Origin of the sequence: Streptomyces sp. NBC_01622 (genome assembly GCF_045209635.1) — a bacterium.
Taxonomy (GTDB): domain Bacteria; phylum Actinomycetota; class Actinomycetes; order Streptomycetales; family Streptomycetaceae; genus Streptomyces.
This window is the reverse complement of the sequence record NZ_CP109293.1, coordinates 1,078,588-1,094,048: the sequence shown is the minus strand read 5'-3', so window position 1 is coordinate 1,094,048 and position 15,461 is coordinate 1,078,588. Positions and strand designations below refer to the sequence as shown.

Genomic DNA, 15,461 nt, shown 5'->3' with positions numbered 1-15,461 from the left:
GGTCACCGGGAGAAGCGCGGCCCGAGTTCGTGGAAGTGCTCGACGGCCGGCGGCTCCGTGAAGAACGGTCCGACCAGGGCCCGCCAGCGCGCGAAGGGCTCGGACTCGCGGAAGCCGACCATGTGTGCCTCGACCGAGTCCCAGCCGACCAACAGCAGGAAGACTCCCGGCCGTTCGGCACCGCGCAGCAGCTCGGCCCAGCGGAACCCGTCGGCCTCGGCCAGCACCTCACGGGCCTTGCCGAACACCTCCGCGAACTCCCGCTCCCGACCCGCCTCGACGGTCAGCTCGGCATGCTCGACTATCACGTTCTTCTCCTCGGGAAAGTGGGTGCTCCGAGCCTGCGTGGGTGGTCGATCCACGGTCAACGGATCGAGGCATCGGCAAGGGGGACGTCATGCATCCCGTACGGCGATGGAGCCCCGGTCGAGGGCCCGCGCGGCCGGTGATGGCAGGCATCGCGGATCGCCATTTCCGCCGGGTGCCCGGGCTGCCTAGCGTCGAGGGCGAGCCCCCACCCGTACGAGGAGAGCGCCGTGCCCGATCCACAGCCCACCCATGCCGGACCCTTCGCACTCGGTACGTTCGCCTCCGGCGCGGCGGTCTTCCCCGGCCTGGTCACCGGTTCCCGAGTGCGCGACCTCTCCGACCTCGTGCCGTCGGTCCGGGCGCTCGTCGAGGACTGGGACGACTGGCTGCCCCGGCTCGCCGGCCTCGCCCGGTCCTCCGAAGGCACCTGGCACGAGCTGGCCGCCCTGCGCGTCCTGACCCCGGTCGAACCCGGTCAGATCCTGCAGAGCGGCGCCAACTACCGCAAGCACGTGGTCGATCTGGTCGCCGCCGAGAAGGAGAGCGTGCACGGCGCCACCCCCGAACAGGCCCGCGCCGACGCCGAGCTGATGATGGACGAGCGCGCCCGCAACGGCGTTCCGTACGTCTTCCTCGGCTCCCCGCGCGCGATCAGCGGTCCCTACGACGACATCGTGCTCCCCGCGCTCGGCGAACAGCACGACTGGGAACTCGAACTCGCCCTGGTCATCGGGAAGTCGGGAAAGAACATCCCGGCCGAGAAGGCGATGGAGTACGTCGCCGGATACACGATCTCGAACGACCTCACCACCCGCGACCGCCTCTACCGGCCCGACCTCAAGGCCATCGGCACCGACTGGTTCACCGCCAAGAACGCCGACACCTTCCTGCCGACCGGGCCCTTCCTGGTACCGGCCGCCTTCGTCGGAGACCCCGGAGACCTGCGGATCACCCTGCGGCACAACGGAGTTGTCCGCCAGGACGAGTCGACGAAGGACATGATCTTCGACATCCCGCGGCTCATCGCCTACGTCTCCACGACCACCACCCTGCGCCCCGGCGACCTGCTGCTCACCGGCTCCCCGGCCGGCAACGGCGCGCACTGGGGCGTCTTCCTGAAACCCGGCGACGTCGTCGAGTCGGAGATCACCGGCCTCGGCCACCAGCGCAACACCGTCAGGAGCGGACAGTGACCTTCCAGCCCATCACCCATCTGCGCCATGTCGACCTGGCCGTACCGGACTTCGCCCGCCAGCGCGCCTTCTACGACACCACCTGGGGCCTGACCGAGGTCGCCAACGACAGCGGTGTCGCCTTCTTCGCCGCCGAGGGCAGCCCCGAGCAGTACATCGTCCGCATCCGTGAGGACGAGCGGAAGCGGATGGACCTGGTCGCCTTCGGCGCCGTCTCACCGGCCGCCGTTGACGAGCTGCACGGGCGACTCGGGCGGGCCGGGGTCCAACTCCTCGGCGAGCCAGGCGCGTTGGACACTCCGGGCGGTGGTTACGGCTTCCGGTTCTTCGACCCGGACGGCCGGGTCGTCGAGGTCTCCGCCGACGTCGCCACCCGCACCCACCGCAGGATCGAGGAGCGCGAGGCGATCCCGGTCCGGCTCTCGCACTGCGTGGTCAACTCCCAGGACCCGGAAAGGCTCCGGGACTTCTACGTCCAGCACCTCGGGTTCCGGCTCACCGACACCCTGTTCTCGACGCACATGGGCGACCTCATGTACTTCCTGCGGTGCAGCCCGCTCCACCACTCCTTCGCCATCGCCCGCGGACCCCATGTCTCCCTGCACCACGCCTCGTTCGAGATGCGCGGGGTCGAGGAGTACATGCGCGGCACCGGGCGGGCACTGCGGGCCGGGACCCGGCTCACCTGGGGGCCCGGGCGGCATCTCGCCGGTGACAACACCTTCTCGTACTTCCACGACCCGCACGGCAACACCGTCGAGTACACCACCGAACTCGCCGTCCTCGAAGAGGACTTGTGGCACCCGGGCCGTCATGACGTCGACGACCCGATCACCCAGGACCAGTGGGGCACCGCCGACCCGATGAGCGAGTCGGTCGCCAAGGAGCAGTTCAACGACCCCGACGTGCTCTTCGTGGCGCCCCCCGTCTGACCCCCCTTTGTCGCGAACCACCCGCAGAAAGGCCGCAGTTGTGGCAACGATCCTGAAGCACGCCGTGCCCAAGTCAGAGGTGACCGCCTCCCTCGGCCAGGTGCGGGAGACCGTGACCGGCGTCATCGCGGACATCCGTGAGCGCGGCGACAAGGCCGTGCGCGCCTACTCCGAGAAGTTCGACAAGTGGACCCCGGAGTCCTTCCGGCTGTCCGACGAGGAGGTCGAGAAGATCGTCGCGTCGGTGCCGCAGCAGGTCATCGACGACATCCGCTTCGTCCAGGACCAGGTGCGCACTTTCGCCCGCCACCAGCTCGACTCCCTGCGGGAGTTCGAGGTCGAGACCCTGCCGGGCGTGCGGCTCGGGCAGAAGCACATCCCCGTGCAAGCGGCGGGCGCCTACATCCCCGGTGGGCGCTACCCGCTCACCGCCTCCGCCCACATGACCATCGTCACCGCCAAGGTCGCGGGCGTGCCCCGGGTCGTAGCCTGTACGCCGCCCATCCACGGGGAGATCCCGGCCGCCACCGTCGCCGCCATGCACCTCGCAGGCGCCGACGAGATCTGGCTGCTCGGCGGAGTGCAGGCGGTGGCCGCCATGGCCGTCGGGACGGACACGATGCGGCCGGTGAACCTCATCGCCGGACCCGGAAACGCCTATGTCGCCGAGGCCAAGCGGCAGCTCTTCGGGGAGATCGGCATCGACCTGTTCGCCGGGCCGACCGAGATCCTCGTCCTGGCCGACGAGCAGGCCGACCCGTTCGTCTGCGCCGTCGACCTGCTCTCCCAGGCCGAGCACGGTCCGGACTCGCCGGCCGTCCTCATCACCACCTCCCGCGAGGTCGCCGAGCAGACCATCGCCGAGGTGGAACGCCTCCTGCCCGGCATGCCCACCCGCGACTTCGCCGGCCCCGCCTGGCGCGACCACGGCCAGGTACACGTCGTCGACACGCTCGACGAGCTGTACGCCCTCGCCGACGAGTTCGCCTTCGAGCACGTGGAGGTGCTGACCGCCGAACCCCGCCTCGCGCTGGAGCGCTTGAGCCAGTACGGCGCCCTGTTCCTCGGCGAGGGGACCTGTGTGTCGTTCGGAGACAAGGTCATCGGCACGAACCATGTGCTGCCCACACGTGGTGCCGCGCGCTATACCGGAGGTCTGTGGGTGGGGAAGTACCTCAAGACGGTGACCTACCAGGAGGTCACCGACACCGATTCCCAGGCCCTGCTCGGCCGGCTGTGCGGGCGGGCGGCCCGCGTTGAGCTTTTCGAGGGCCACGCGCGCTCCGGTGACGTACGGGCCGCGAAGGCCGCGGGCGACGAGCTGCCGTGGAACACCGAATGACGCTGGACGGCCGTACGGCCGTCATCACGGGTGGCGGCGGACCGCTGGGGCGCGCCTTCGCGCTGGCCCTCGCGGACGCCGGCGCCCGGGTGGTCCTGGTCGGGCGCAACGAGACGGCGCTCGCGGAAGCGGCGGCGCATGTGGTCAAGGACGGCGGCCAGGCCCGTACGGCGGTGTGCGACGTCTCCGACCCTTCCGCCGTCGGCGCCCTGGCCGCCCAACTCGCCGACGAGGACGTGTCGTTGCTCGTCAACAACGCCGGAGTCGCGGGCCCTGTCCGGCCCCTCGTCGACATCGAGCCGGACGAGTGGGACGACGTCTTCGCCGCCAACGTCCGTGGCGTCTATCTGATGTGCCGGGCCTTCCTGCCGCCGATGCTCGCGGCCGGACGCGGCGACATCGTCAACGTGGCCTCGGTCAGCGGCAAGCGCCCGCTGCTCAACCGGACGCCGTACACGGCCTCCAAGATGGCGCTGCTCGGCCTGACCCGGACCCTCGCCGGGGAGGTCGGACCGCAGGGGATCGCGGTCAACTCCCTTTCCCCTGGCCCGGTTCGAGGCCCGCGTATGGACCGCAACTTCCGGCTCACCGCCGAACTGACCGGCTGCACGGTGGCCGAGGCAGAGCGCGACTTCGCCTCCCGGGCCGCCCTCGGCAGGCTCGTCGAGGAGCACGAGGTCGCGCAGGCGCTCGTGGCGATGCTCGCGATGCCCGGCCTGTGCGGGGCCGACATCGACCTGTCGGCGGGGATGATCGCCCCGGCATAGCGGAACAGTGGGCGGAAACGGTGAGGTGGACGGCCCGTGAGCCGCCCGCCTCACCGTCGTGCGTATGGGCGTTGACCCCCTATGACAACTCTGTGTGACCGCCATGAAATGGTCGGCGTGATCCGAGGCATCGGGCTCCCATATGTGTGTGCCGCCCGCCTATTCCCTGGTTCTCATGGCTGCTTCACTCCCTCGTGCGCACCTTCGGTGCCTCCGCCGGGCCCGTCCGCACCCCGCGTTCGACGGCCGGCCGGTCACACTGCGCAACGGCGCATCGATCCCTGGGAAGGCAAGCAATGACGCTGATCACCCGACGCTCGGTCCTGATCGCCGGTACCGCCACGGCCGGAGCCGTACTGGTGCCGGCGGTCTCCGCCACCGCCGCGCCGACGGCCAAGAAGGCTTCGGGCACGCGAATCTCGGTCGCATCCGGTGAGACGTACACGGTCTCCGCGACCACCCGCGTGAGCGAGCTGTCCATCGCGTCCGGCGGGAAGATCGTCGCCCCGGAGGGTTCCAGCCTCTCGCTGACCGTCGACGGCGTGGAGACCGGCCAGCTGCTCGCCGCCACCGGCGCCACGGCCACCCTGATCCAGGCCCGCACCTACCGGGGCGACGTCGTCCTGACCGTCGCCGCGGCCAACGAGGTGACGTACGAGACGCTCACCTTCCCCTTCCGGCAGGCCGTGTACGTCGACGGCGACGGCGTGGTCAAGGACAAGTCCGTCCTCGCGGCCGTACTCGGCGGCAAGCTCACCGACGCCTACGCCAGGAACGTGTCGATCACCTCGACCGGCGAGTGCTTCGACGGCGTGTACGTCCAGGACGCCACCTACACGCTCGACCGGCCCTCCATCTCCCTCACCGGCAACGGCCGTTGCGACTTCGCGGGCTACGGCGCCGCGGTCGTCGGTGACGGTGCCTCGACCACACTGGTCGTGGACGGTGCCAGGATCGACAACAAGGGAGTCGTCCGCACCGCCGTCATCGCCAACGACGGCGCCAACGTCATCGTCAAGGACTCCGTCCTCCGTGCCCGCAACGGCGTACTGCCCGCCGACTACCAAGCCACCGTGGAAACGCCGTACATGGAGTCCGTGCCCTGGATGCTCGGCCTCGACGGCAACGTCCGCGCCACCAACCTGATCGGCAAGAACAGCAAGGCCACCTACCTCAACTCCACCATCTTCTCGGAGACTTGGGGCGCCCTGTCGGTCGAGGGCGGCAGCGGACTCAAACTGACCGCGATCAACAGCCACTTCGGCAACACGGGCGAGTACGGCTACGGCACCTACGCCATCGGCGACGCGACCGTGCGCGTGCTCGGCTCCCGGCTCGACGTCGGCAGCTACGCGACCATCATCGCGGGCCCGGCCGCGGTCGTGCACTACGGCGACAGCACCGGGGCCGCCGTCTCCGCGCTCAACACCGAGCTGGAACTCGGGCTGTCCAAGGCCGAGTTGGCGTCGATCCCGGTGCGCAACACCGTCGTGAACTCCGGCCACTTCGGCTACATGTTCTTCGGCACCGGCCAACTCACCCTCGACGGCGGCACGGTGATCAACTCCGAGCGGGCGACCTTCCTCAACAAGGGTCAGCAGACCACGATCAGCGTCGACGGCTCCCAGGGCGCCCGGCTCAACCCGCGTGACGGGATCATCCTCCAGATGATCGAGCTGGACGACCCGGGCCCGGTCCCGGTCAACGGCAAGATGATGAACATCGGCGTCTACACCGAGCCGACCGGCGACCCGGCGAAGGACGCGAATTTCGACCCGACTGCCGTGCACTCCACGGACGGAGCCGCCACCTTCAACTCCATAGCTCTGAAGGGCGACTTCTACAATGGCATGCGCAAGGGCAAGAACATGGTCCTCACCTTCGAGGACGCGAGCGTCGAGGGCGTCATCTCCGCGACGGCGGCCAAGCACCGCGTCTCCAGCATCGACGCGTCGACCTTCTACGAGCTCGGCATCGTCACCAACACCGCGCAGGCCGCCGTCAACAACGGCGCGATCGTGCAGCTGGGCAGCGGCTCGACCTGGACGGTCACCGGCACCTCGTACCTGACCCGGCTCGCCCTCGCCGCCGACGCGACCGTCAAGGCGCCCCGGGGCAAGAAGGTCACGCTGACGGTCGACGGGACGGCCACGGCCATCACTCCCGGCCAGACCTACACGGGCGCGCTCACGCTGACCGTGGCCTGACCCACGGAGGAGGCGCGAGGCTCAACCGACCCGCGCCTCCGCCTCCTTGGCGATGGTCTCGAACTGCGCGGCCATCGCCTCCTGGAGCGCCTGCGCCCCCGACAGCGGACGGACCATGACCATCAGATCGTCGATCAGGCCCTCCTCGTTGACGTGGATGAAGTCGCAGCCGGTCAGCCGGCGGTCGCCGACCCGGGCGCTGAACACCAGCGCGTGGTCGGGGCCGTCCGGGTCGCCGATCTCCCGCTCGTAGCGGAAGTCCTCGAAGACCCGCGCGACGGCGTGCAGGATCGCCGCGGTGATCGCCTTCCCGGGATACGGCTTGAACACGACCGGGCTGGTGAAGACCACGTCCTCCGCCAGCAGCGCCTCGACGGCGTCCATGTCCTGCGCCTCGACCGCCTCACGGAACGCACGCATCGGCTCACCTCATAGTCAATTAGTTGAGTAGGTGTGGATGAGACTAATCAACCGCTGTTAGCGTGTCCACATGTCCCTCAAGTACGCGGTCCTCGCGGCCCTCCTGGAAGGCGAGGCCTCGGGCTACGAGCTGGCCAAGACCTTCGACGTGTCGCTGGCGAACTTCTGGCCCGCGACACCGCAGCAGCTCTACCGCGAACTGGAACGCCTCGCACAGGACGGACTGATCGAGGCACGGGTCGTACAGCAGGAACGCAGGCCCAACAAAAGGATGTTCACGCTCACCGAGGCCGGCCGCCGTGACCTCGACACCTTCGCCGCCGAGCCGCCCAGGCGCCCCACCGCCATCCGCGACGAGTTCCTCATCAAGATCCAGGCCATGGACGGCACCGACCCCGCCGTGATCCGCGAGCTGATCGAGGAGCGCAGGTCGTGGGCGCGCGGCAAGCTGGACCGCTACGAGCGGGTGCGGGACCGGCTCCTCGGCGGGCGGACCGAGGAGGAGTACCTCCGGGACGCCGACCGCATCGGTCCGTATCTCACGCTGATGGCCGGGATCACCTTCGAGGAGGAGAACCTGCGCTGGTGCGAACGCGTTCTCGCGATCCTGAAGCACCGGGTTGCCCTAGGCTGACCCGGATGTTCAGCCCCGAAGGTCCCAGTCTGCGTGAACTCGCCGTCCAGGCACTGTCGTCCGTCGAGCACGGCTACGACCTCCTCGCGCCCAAGTTCGACCACACCCCCTTCAGGACACCGGCCCCGGTACTCGACGCGGTCGCCTCGACACTGCGGCGCATCGGGCCCTTCGACGACGGACTCGACCTGTGCTGCGGCACCGGCGCGGGCGCCGACACGCTGACGACGGTGTGCCGGAAGACCGTCACCGGCGTCGACTTCAGCGCGGGCATGCTCGCGGTCGCGCGAGAGCGCGTGAAGAGCGACGAACCCCGTGTCTCGTGGGTGCGTGGTGACGCGCGGGCCCTGCCGTTCGGGTCCGACTTCGACCTGGTGGTCAGCTTCGGCGCCTTCGGCCACTTCCTGCCCCGCGAACTGCCGGGGCTGTTCGGCCAGGTCCACTCCGTGCTGCGGCCCGGCGGATGCTTCGCGTTCCCCGTCCTGGCGCCGCCGCGCCCCACCTCGCCCGCGTACTGGATGCTGTCCGGCTTCGACGCGGTGATGAAGGTCCGCAACGCCGTCTGGCGACCGCCCTTCGTCATGTACTACCGGGACTTCCAACTCGGGTTCGTGCAGCGGGAGTTGCAGCGGATCGGCTTCGACGTCGACCTCTACGCCCTGCCCGGGTTCGGGCATCGCGGCGACGGCAGCCCCCGCGTCCGCATGGTCGCGGCGCGGCGCCTGCCGTAGCTGATGGGGCGTTGAGATGCCCCCAGGGGTGCGGACGTGGAAGCCGGGAGGTCGGCGGCGAACACCGCGCGGGCCTTCGCCGTCCGGTTGGCGGGACCGCTATCGAGTTCAGGCGTAGCGGCGTACGAACGACAGGGCGGTGTCCGCGACTTCCTGCCAGCCGTGATCGATGGTCAGCGCGTGGCCCCGGTCCTTGATCTCGGTGATCTCGGTGACGCCCTTGTTGTGCTGCTGCTTCTTGTAGGAGGCGTTGGCGATCGACCAGGGCACGGTGTGGTCCTTCTCGCCCGAGATGATCAGGAGGGGCCCGCGATCGGGGTTCTCCGTGTCTACCTTCGCCTCCGTCCACGGGTTGAGGTTCGCCGTGGCCGCCTGGAACAGCGGGGCACCGGGCGCGGGCACCGCGAACGTCTCGTACAACTCCCGTGCCTCTTCCTCGCTGACGGCGTTGGCGAAGCCGTAGCGGAACTGGTCGTAGGTCAAGGGGACCGCGCGATTGCGGTTGGCGGGGTTGCTGAGGACCGGTGCGGAGGAGCGCAGCGCGGACACGGGCAGCGGCAGTACGCCCCGGAACGGCGCCGGGTCGATCGCCACGGTCACGGCGGACAGTCCGCGCCCGGCGAGGATCTGGGCGAGCAGTCCGCCGAAGGAGTGGCCGACGATCGCCGGTTTGTGCGTCAGCGTGCCGATCAACTCCGTGAGATGGTCGGCGACTTGGCCGACCGTCTTGCCCGCCATGACCTCCGGGTGCTCGTTGGCCTCCTTGACCGTCTCCGGGTCGTCGGGCCAGGACAGGGAGACCGGCGCGTACCCGGCCGCCTCGAAGTGGGCCGCCCAGCGGTCCCAACTGCTCGGCAGCAGCCACAGGCCGTGGACGAAGACGACCGGCGTACGTTTGACGGCGTTCGCCCGCTCGATCTGTTGTACGTCGATGTGGGTCATGCCCGCAGTATGCGTCCACGGAGGGCCTGGCAGTACGCCGTATGACGGCACTTGGCGAAGGATGGTGCCGTTGTGGCGGCATGGGGGAACTTCTACGCTGAGTGTCGAGTGGCCAAGGGTGTTGTCCGGGAACGGAGTTGCGCATGCTCAGCAAGGGTGAAGCCGCCGAAGCCGTCCGACAGGCCAAGGTGAGGACCGGTGTCACATGGGCCCAGTTGGCCGAAGCCGTGGGCCGGCCGCTCGCCTGGACCACGGCGGCCCTGCTGGGCCAGCACCCCATGACCAAGGACGAGGCGGCGACGGCCGCGTCCCTCCTCGAACTCGGCGAGGACGCCGCCCTCGCCTTCCGACTCCAGCCGACCCGCGGCGCGTTGGACGCGGCGGTCCCCGTGGACCCCACGATCTACCGGCTCTACGAGGTCATCCAGGTCTACGGCCCCACCATCAAGGAACTCATCCACGAGCAGTGCGGCGACGGCATCATGAGCGCCATCAACTTCCGGCTCGACGTCAGCCGTGTGCCCGACCCCGCCGGTGACCGGGTTGTCATCACCCTTGACGGGAAGTATCTGCAGTACCAGTGGGAGTGATCTCGGCTCCGGTCTCAGTGACTCCGGCGAGAGTTGAGCCGGGCCGCCTGCCGGGTCAGATGGTCACGCTCGGCAAGGTTGGGGGCCTTGTGCGCGGCCTCGGCGTAGAGCCGGGCCGCCGTCGTCAGGTCGCCGTCGCGTTCGTGGAGATAGGCGGCCACCGCGGCGTACCGGGGGAGCGAGTCGTCCAGGACCGCGAGCGCGGCCAGGCCGGCGCGTGCGCCGTCGGCCTCGCCGACCGCCACCGCGCGGTTGAGGCGGACCACCGGGCTGTCGGTCAGGCCCACGAGTTCGTCGTACCACTCGACGATCTGCACCCAGTCCGTCTCCTCGGCCCTGGGCGCGTCCGCGTGCAGCGCCGCGATCGCGGCCTGCGCCTGGAACTCGCCCAACCGGTCGCGGGTGAGGGCGAGTTGAAGGATCGCGACACCCTCGGCGATCAACGTGGTGTCCCACCGGGCGCGGTCCTGCTCGGCGAGCGGCACCAGGCTGCCGTCGGGCGCGGTCCGGGCGGCGCGCCGGGCGTGGTGGAGCAGCATGAGCGCGAGCAGGCCCGACACCTCGGGGTGGTCGATCACGCCCGCGACCTGCCGCGTGAGCCGGATGGCCTCGGCGGCGAGGTCGACGTCACCGGAGTAGCCCTCGTTGAAGACCAGATAGAGGACGCGCAGCACGGTGGCCACATCGCCGGGCTGGTCGAAGCGCACGCCGGACACAGTGCGCTTGGCCCGGCTGATGCGCTGCGCCATGGTCGCCTCGGGCACCAGATAGGCCTGGGCGATCTGCCGGGTGGTGAGCCCGCCGACGGCGCGCAGCGTGAGCGCGACCGCCGACGACGGCGTCAACGACGGGTGGGCGCACAGGAAGTAGAGCTGGAGCGTGTCGTCCGTCGCGGGCGCGGGGCCGGGCGGCGGCTCCTCGTTCACCAGGTCCTCGCGCCTACGGCGGGCCGTGTCCGCCCGCGTCGCGTCGAGGAACCGCCGCCAGGCCACCGTGACCAGCCACCCCTTCGGGTCGCGCGGCGGATCGTCCGGCCAGACCCGGACCGCCTCGACCAGCGCGTCCTGTACGGCGTCCTCGGCCGCCGCGAAGTCTGCTCCGCGGCGGACCAGGATCCCGAGCACGCTCGGCGTGAGGCTTCTCCGCAGGACTTCGTTCACTTGAAAGTGCACTCCGTGGTGGTGGAGTGCACGCCGAGGAACGGGCGCAGCTCCAGCCACTCGTGGATCGGCCTGCCACCGGCCCCGGGGGCGGCCGACAGCTCACCGGCCAGTTCCACGGCGCGCTCGTAGCTGTCGACGTCGATGATCATCCAGCCGGCGATGACGTCCTTGGTCTCGGCGAACGGGCCGTCGGTGACCGGCGGGCGCCCCTCGCCGTCGTAGCGGACGAACGTCCCCTCGGGGGAGAGCGCCTGGCTGTCGACGTACTCGCCGGTCTGCTCCAGCCGGGCCGCGAAGTCGTTCATGTACTGCACATGGGCCGTGATCTCCTCGGGCGTCCACTGGTCCATGGGGACGTCGTTCACGGCGGCGGGGGCGCCGCGGTAGTGCTTCAGCAGCAGGTACTTGGCCATGGTCGTTCTCCTCGGTGCCGGCGCGACCCATTGTGGACGCGTTCACCTCGGGGACGGAGCCGGGCGCGGGTTCTCGACATCGGCGAGCGGATTTTCGCGCGAGTTTCGCGGGCTCTGCCGGGGAGGGCGGAAAGGGAGGCGTACTCACTCCTCTTCCCTTCTTAACGTATAGCGCACCGGGGGGCTTGCGGCAAGGCCCCCGTCGTGCCGCAGAATGTCCGGCCTGAGGGCATGACCTGCGGAAATGGGAGTCGCGGAATGCGTGTGCTGTTGACGACGTGGGGATCGCGCGGGGATGTCGAACCGCTGGCGGGACTCGCGGCGCGGTTGCTGGAACTCGGCGCGGAAGTCCGGGTGTGCGCGCCGGCGGACGAGGAGTTCGTCGAGCTGCTGGCCCGGATCGGCGTGCCGCTGGTGCCGCTCGGCCCGACGGTGCACTCGGTGGTCACGGGGGCGAGGCCGCCGTCGCCCGGGGCCGCGTTCCGGCTCGCGCCCGAGCTGGTCGCCGCCCGGTACGAGACGCTTACGGCGGCGGCCGAGGGGTGTGACGTGCTGCTGGCGACCGGCCTGATGCCGGCCGGCGCCCGCTCGGTGGCAGAGAAACTGGGCATCCGCTACGTGTTCGCGTGCTTCCACACGGTCGGCCTGCCGTCGCAGCACCGCCGCCCGCCGTCGCGACCGGGCACACCGTCCCCGGAGGAGGAGACCGACAACAAGGTGCTGTGGGAGCAGGACGCCCAACGCGTGAACGCCCTGTACGGAGAGGCCGAGAACCGGCACCGGGCGGCGATCGGCCTGCCACCGGTGGAGAACGTCCGTGACCACGTCTTCACCGAGCGGCCATGGCTGGCGGCGGACCCGACCCTCGTGCCGTGGCAGGAGCTGACGGATCTCGACGTCGTGACGACCGGACCGTGGATCCTGCCCGACGAGCGCCGGCTCCCGGACGAGCTGGAGACGTTCCTGAAGGCCGGCGAACCGCCGGTGTATGTCGGCTTCGGCAGCATGGCCCTGCACACCTCACCCGACCTTGCCCGGACCGCGATCGAGGCGATCCGCGCGCAGGGCCGCCGCGTCCTCCTCGCCCGGGGCTGGGCGAACCTGGCGCCGATCGACGACGGGGGCGACTGCTTCGTCGTAGGAGAGGTCAACCATCAGGCACTCTTCGGGCGGGTCGCCGCCGTCGTGCACCACGGTGGCGCGGGCACCACGACGACGGCCGCACTGGCCGGGGCGCCGCAGGTGGTCGTGGCGCAGATCGTGGACCAGCCATACTGGGCCGCAGGGGTGGCCGAGCTGGGCATCGGCGTGGCCCACGACGGTCCTACACCGACCTACGATTCCCTGTCGGCCGCACTCACCACCGCCCTGGCCACCGAGACCCGGGCACGGGCGCGGACCGTGGCCGGCACCATCCGCACCGACGGGACGACAGTGGCCGCGAGGATGCTCCTCGACCCGGCCGGCGGGGAAAGGACGTCCACGCGCGCGTGAACCGGCCGAACCCCGCACACGAGAACCCGTACGCACCGGTCCACACGGCCTGCCGCCCGCACGGCCGAGAGCGACCGCAGATCGGAATTGATGCCGTGAACCCCCTGACCACCAGCGCCTTCGACCTTCCCGACCGGCTCTCCGCCAAGGCCGACCCGGCGCTGATCGCCGGCGACGAGCAGCACTTCGCGGCCATCGCGGAGTCCCTGGAACAGTCGATCGCGGAACTGACCGAGCGTCTCGACGCCGAGCGCAGGGCGCCCGGGGGCATCGGCCGGGCGGCGATGGACCGGGACACGGAGATCCACCGGCTCACCACACGGCTGCGGACTCTACGTCGCTTCGGCCTGGACCTGTGTCTGGGCCACATGGTCGACGCCAACACATCCGAGCCCGTCTACATCGGGCGGCTCGGCCTCACCGACAGTACGGGCCGACGGCTGCTGCTCGACTGGCGGTCCCCGGCGGCCGAGCCGTTCTTCGGCGCCACCCACGCCAACCCGATGGGCCTGGCGAGCCGCCGCAGGTACCGCTGGACCCGCGGCCGGATCAGCGACTACTGGGACGAGGTGTTCACCGCCGACGGCTTCGCCGGGCATGCCGCGCTCGACGACCAGTCCGCCTTCATCGCGAGCCTCGGCGGCAACCGGTCGGGCCGGATGCGTGATGTGCTCGGCACCATCCAGGCCGACCAGGACGCCATCATCCGCGCGGGATCACGCGGCGCGCTCGTCGTCGACGGCGGCCCGGGCACCGGCAAGACCGTCGTCGCTCTGCACCGCTCCGCCTACCTCCTCTACTCCGACCCGCGCCTCGGCCACCGCAGGGGCGGGGTGCTGTTCGTCGGTCCGCACCGGCCCTACCTGGACTACGTCGCCGACGTCCTGCCCAGCCTCGGCGAGGAGGGCGTGCAGACCTGCATCCTGCGGGACCTCGTCGACGAGGGAGCCGCGGCGGGCATCGAGGCCGACCCGGAGGTGGCCCGTCTGAAGTCGTCCGTGCAGTTGGTGCGGGCGATCGAGCCGGCCGTCCGGTTCTACGAGGAGCCGCCCACCAAGGGCATGAACGTCACCACGCACTGGTCCGACATCTGGCTGAGCGCCGAGGACTGGGCCGTCGCCTTCGAGGCGGCCGAACCCGGTACCCCGCACAACGAGGGACGCGAGCAGGTCTGGCAGGAACTGCTCACCATCCTCGTCGACAAGCACGAGGACACCGCCAACGCCCAGGACGGCGCGGTCACACCCGCACTGCTCCGCAAGTCGCTACGGCAGAACCGCGAACTGCTCACCGCCTTCAACCACGCCTGGCCGCTGCTCGAAGCGGCCGACCTCGTCGGAGACCTGTGGACGGTGCCCGCCTATCTGCGCAAGTGCGCCCCCTCGCTGAGCCGCGAGGACGTCCAGCGGCTGCAGCGCGCGGACGCCCAGGCCTGGACGGTGTCCGACCTGCCGCTGCTCGACGCGGCGCGACAGCGGCTCGGCGACCCGGAGTCGGCGCGCCGCAAGCGCCGGCAGGCAGCCGCCGTCGCCGCCGAGCACGCCCGCAGGACCGACGTCATCGACAGCCTGCTGCAGAACGTCGAGATCGACGAGAGCGAAGGCGCGATGGGCATGCTGCACGGACAGGATCTGCGCGACGCCCTGATCGACGAGGCGGCCCAGCCCGGCATCGAACCCGACCTGCTCGCCGGGCCGTTCGCGCACATCGTCGTGGACGAGGCCCAGGAACTCACCGACGCGGAATGGCAGATGCTGCTGCTGCGCTGCCCGTCCCGCAGCTTCACCGTCGTCGGTGACCGCGCCCAGGCCCGGCACGGCTTCACCGAGTCGTGGCAGGAACGGCTGAAGCGGATCGGCCTCGACCGGATCGACCTGGCCTCTCTGACCATCAACTACCGCACCCCGGAAGAGATCATGACGGAGGCCGAGCCGGTCATCCGCGCCGTACTCCCGGACGCAAATGTGCCGACCTCCATCCGCAGCAGCGGCATCCCCGTCGTCCACGGACCCGTCTCGGACCTGGAGTCGGTCCTCGACACCTGGCTCGCCGCACACACCGAGGGGATCGCCTGCGTCATCGGTGACCCGGCCTTCCGGGCGACACCGCGCGTCCGGTCGCTGACTCCCGAGCTGTCCAAGGGACTTGAGTTCGACCTGGTCGTGCTCGTCGACCCGGAGACGTTCGGCGAAGGCATCGAAGGAGCCGTCGACCGCTATGTGGCGATGACCCGGGCGACCCAGCGACTCGTCGTGCTGACGAACGAGTAACACAGGGCGGCGCGCGGCGAGTTCGGTATCGGACCCGCCGCGCGCCATGCTCCG

The 15,461-nt window shown here is 70.2% G+C and carries 15 protein-coding genes; 10 read left to right on the top strand and 5 right to left on the bottom strand.

Annotated features, from left to right (window positions below):
* Positions 1–2 precede the first annotated feature (2 nt).
* On the bottom strand, positions 3–308 hold the full coding sequence (locus OH768_RS04995) for an antibiotic biosynthesis monooxygenase family protein (protein ID WP_406450421.1): 306 nt from the start codon (positions 306–308) through the stop codon (positions 3–5).
* Between the two features lie 228 nt (positions 309–536).
* On the opposite strand from OH768_RS04995, the gene OH768_RS04990 reads away from it, so the two are divergent.
* From OH768_RS04990 to OH768_RS04970, 5 genes are all read left to right on the top strand, one after another.
* The gene (locus OH768_RS04990) at positions 537–1,502 is read left to right on the top strand and encodes a fumarylacetoacetate hydrolase family protein (protein WP_406450419.1); all 966 of its coding nucleotides are present in this window, start codon (positions 537–539) and stop codon (positions 1,500–1,502) included.
* On the top strand, positions 1,499–2,434 hold the full coding sequence (locus tag OH768_RS04985) for a VOC family protein (RefSeq protein WP_406450417.1): 936 nt from the start codon (positions 1,499–1,501) through the stop codon (positions 2,432–2,434). Before OH768_RS04990 ends, OH768_RS04985 begins: the two co-directional genes overlap by 4 nt.
* Positions 2,435–2,474: 40 nt before the next feature.
* Positions 2,475–3,776 (top strand): histidinol dehydrogenase, encoded by a 1,302-nt coding sequence (gene hisD, locus OH768_RS04980; protein WP_406450415.1) that lies wholly within the window; start codon positions 2,475–2,477, stop codon positions 3,774–3,776.
* Positions 3,773–4,543, top strand: coding sequence for an SDR family NAD(P)-dependent oxidoreductase (locus OH768_RS04975; protein WP_406450413.1), 771 nt, complete (start codon positions 3,773–3,775; stop codon positions 4,541–4,543). Before hisD ends, OH768_RS04975 begins: the two co-directional genes overlap by 4 nt.
* Positions 4,544–4,839: 296 nt before the next feature.
* Positions 4,840–6,750, top strand: coding sequence for a hypothetical protein (locus OH768_RS04970; RefSeq protein WP_406450411.1), 1,911 nt, complete (start codon positions 4,840–4,842; stop codon positions 6,748–6,750).
* Between the two features lie 21 nt (positions 6,751–6,771).
* On the opposite strand, the gene OH768_RS04965 is transcribed toward OH768_RS04970, so the two are convergent.
* Positions 6,772–7,170 (bottom strand): nuclear transport factor 2 family protein, encoded by a 399-nt coding sequence (locus OH768_RS04965; RefSeq protein ID WP_406450409.1) that lies wholly within the window; start codon positions 7,168–7,170, stop codon positions 6,772–6,774.
* 70 nt (positions 7,171–7,240) lie between these two features.
* Between OH768_RS04965 and OH768_RS04960 the strand changes: the two genes are divergently transcribed.
* Positions 7,241–7,804 carry a PadR family transcriptional regulator gene (locus OH768_RS04960; RefSeq protein WP_406450407.1) on the top strand — a complete coding sequence of 188 codons (564 nt, stop codon included), beginning with the start codon at positions 7,241–7,243 and terminating at the stop codon, positions 7,802–7,804.
* Positions 7,805–7,809: 5 nt separating this feature from the next.
* Positions 7,810–8,535 carry a class I SAM-dependent methyltransferase gene (locus OH768_RS04955; RefSeq protein ID WP_406450405.1) on the top strand — a complete coding sequence of 242 codons (726 nt, stop codon included), beginning with the start codon at positions 7,810–7,812 and terminating at the stop codon, positions 8,533–8,535.
* Between the two features lie 108 nt (positions 8,536–8,643).
* Here the strand turns inward: OH768_RS04955 and OH768_RS04950 are convergent, their stop codons facing one another.
* A complete protein-coding gene (locus OH768_RS04950) occupies positions 8,644–9,477 on the bottom strand; it encodes an alpha/beta hydrolase (protein ID WP_406450403.1) in 834 nt (277 codons plus the stop codon).
* A gap of 143 nt (positions 9,478–9,620) precedes the next feature.
* Between OH768_RS04950 and cynS the strand changes: the two genes are divergently transcribed.
* Positions 9,621–10,067: a cyanase gene (gene cynS, locus OH768_RS04945; RefSeq protein WP_406450401.1), complete on the top strand. Its 447-nt coding sequence runs from the start codon at positions 9,621–9,623 to the stop codon at positions 10,065–10,067.
* Between the two features lie 14 nt (positions 10,068–10,081).
* On the opposite strand, the gene OH768_RS04940 is transcribed toward cynS, so the two are convergent.
* Entirely contained in the window at positions 10,082–11,227 is a 1,146-nt protein-coding gene (locus OH768_RS04940) for an RNA polymerase sigma factor (protein ID WP_406450399.1), read from the bottom strand.
* Positions 11,224–11,643, bottom strand: coding sequence for a YciI family protein (locus OH768_RS04935; RefSeq protein ID WP_406450397.1), 420 nt, complete (start codon positions 11,641–11,643; stop codon positions 11,224–11,226). The genes OH768_RS04940 and OH768_RS04935 overlap by 4 nt, the downstream gene beginning before the upstream one ends.
* A 258-nt stretch (positions 11,644–11,901) precedes the next feature.
* On the opposite strand from OH768_RS04935, the gene OH768_RS04930 reads away from it, so the two are divergent.
* Together OH768_RS04930 and helR are read left to right on the top strand one after the other, a co-directional pair.
* Positions 11,902–13,137 (top strand): glycosyltransferase, encoded by a 1,236-nt coding sequence (locus OH768_RS04930; protein ID WP_406450395.1) that lies wholly within the window; start codon positions 11,902–11,904, stop codon positions 13,135–13,137.
* 95 nt (positions 13,138–13,232) lie between these two features.
* Positions 13,233–15,407 carry an RNA polymerase recycling motor ATPase HelR gene (gene helR, locus OH768_RS04925; protein WP_406450393.1) on the top strand — a complete coding sequence of 725 codons (2,175 nt, stop codon included), beginning with the start codon at positions 13,233–13,235 and terminating at the stop codon, positions 15,405–15,407.
* Positions 15,408–15,461: the final 54 nt, after the last annotated feature.

Coding starts and splice junctions, on each gene's coding strand:
- OH768_RS04975 (WP_406450413.1), top strand. CDS start 3,773: ATGACGCTGGACGGCCGTACGGCCGTCATCACGGGTGGCGGCGGACCG.
- OH768_RS04970 (WP_406450411.1), top strand. CDS start 4,840: ATGACGCTGATCACCCGACGCTCGGTCCTGATCGCCGGTACCGCCACG.
- OH768_RS04965 (WP_406450409.1), bottom strand. CDS start 7,170: ATGCGTGCGTTCCGTGAGGCGGTCGAGGCGCAGGACATGGACGCCGTC.
- OH768_RS04960 (WP_406450407.1), top strand. CDS start 7,241: ATGTCCCTCAAGTACGCGGTCCTCGCGGCCCTCCTGGAAGGCGAGGCC.
- OH768_RS04955 (WP_406450405.1), top strand. CDS start 7,810: ATGTTCAGCCCCGAAGGTCCCAGTCTGCGTGAACTCGCCGTCCAGGCA.
- OH768_RS04950 (WP_406450403.1), bottom strand. CDS start 9,477: ATGACCCACATCGACGTACAACAGATCGAGCGGGCGAACGCCGTCAAA.
- cynS (WP_406450401.1), top strand. CDS start 9,621: ATGCTCAGCAAGGGTGAAGCCGCCGAAGCCGTCCGACAGGCCAAGGTG.
- OH768_RS04935 (WP_406450397.1), bottom strand. CDS start 11,643: ATGGCCAAGTACCTGCTGCTGAAGCACTACCGCGGCGCCCCCGCCGCC.
- OH768_RS04930 (WP_406450395.1), top strand. CDS start 11,902: ATGCGTGTGCTGTTGACGACGTGGGGATCGCGCGGGGATGTCGAACCG.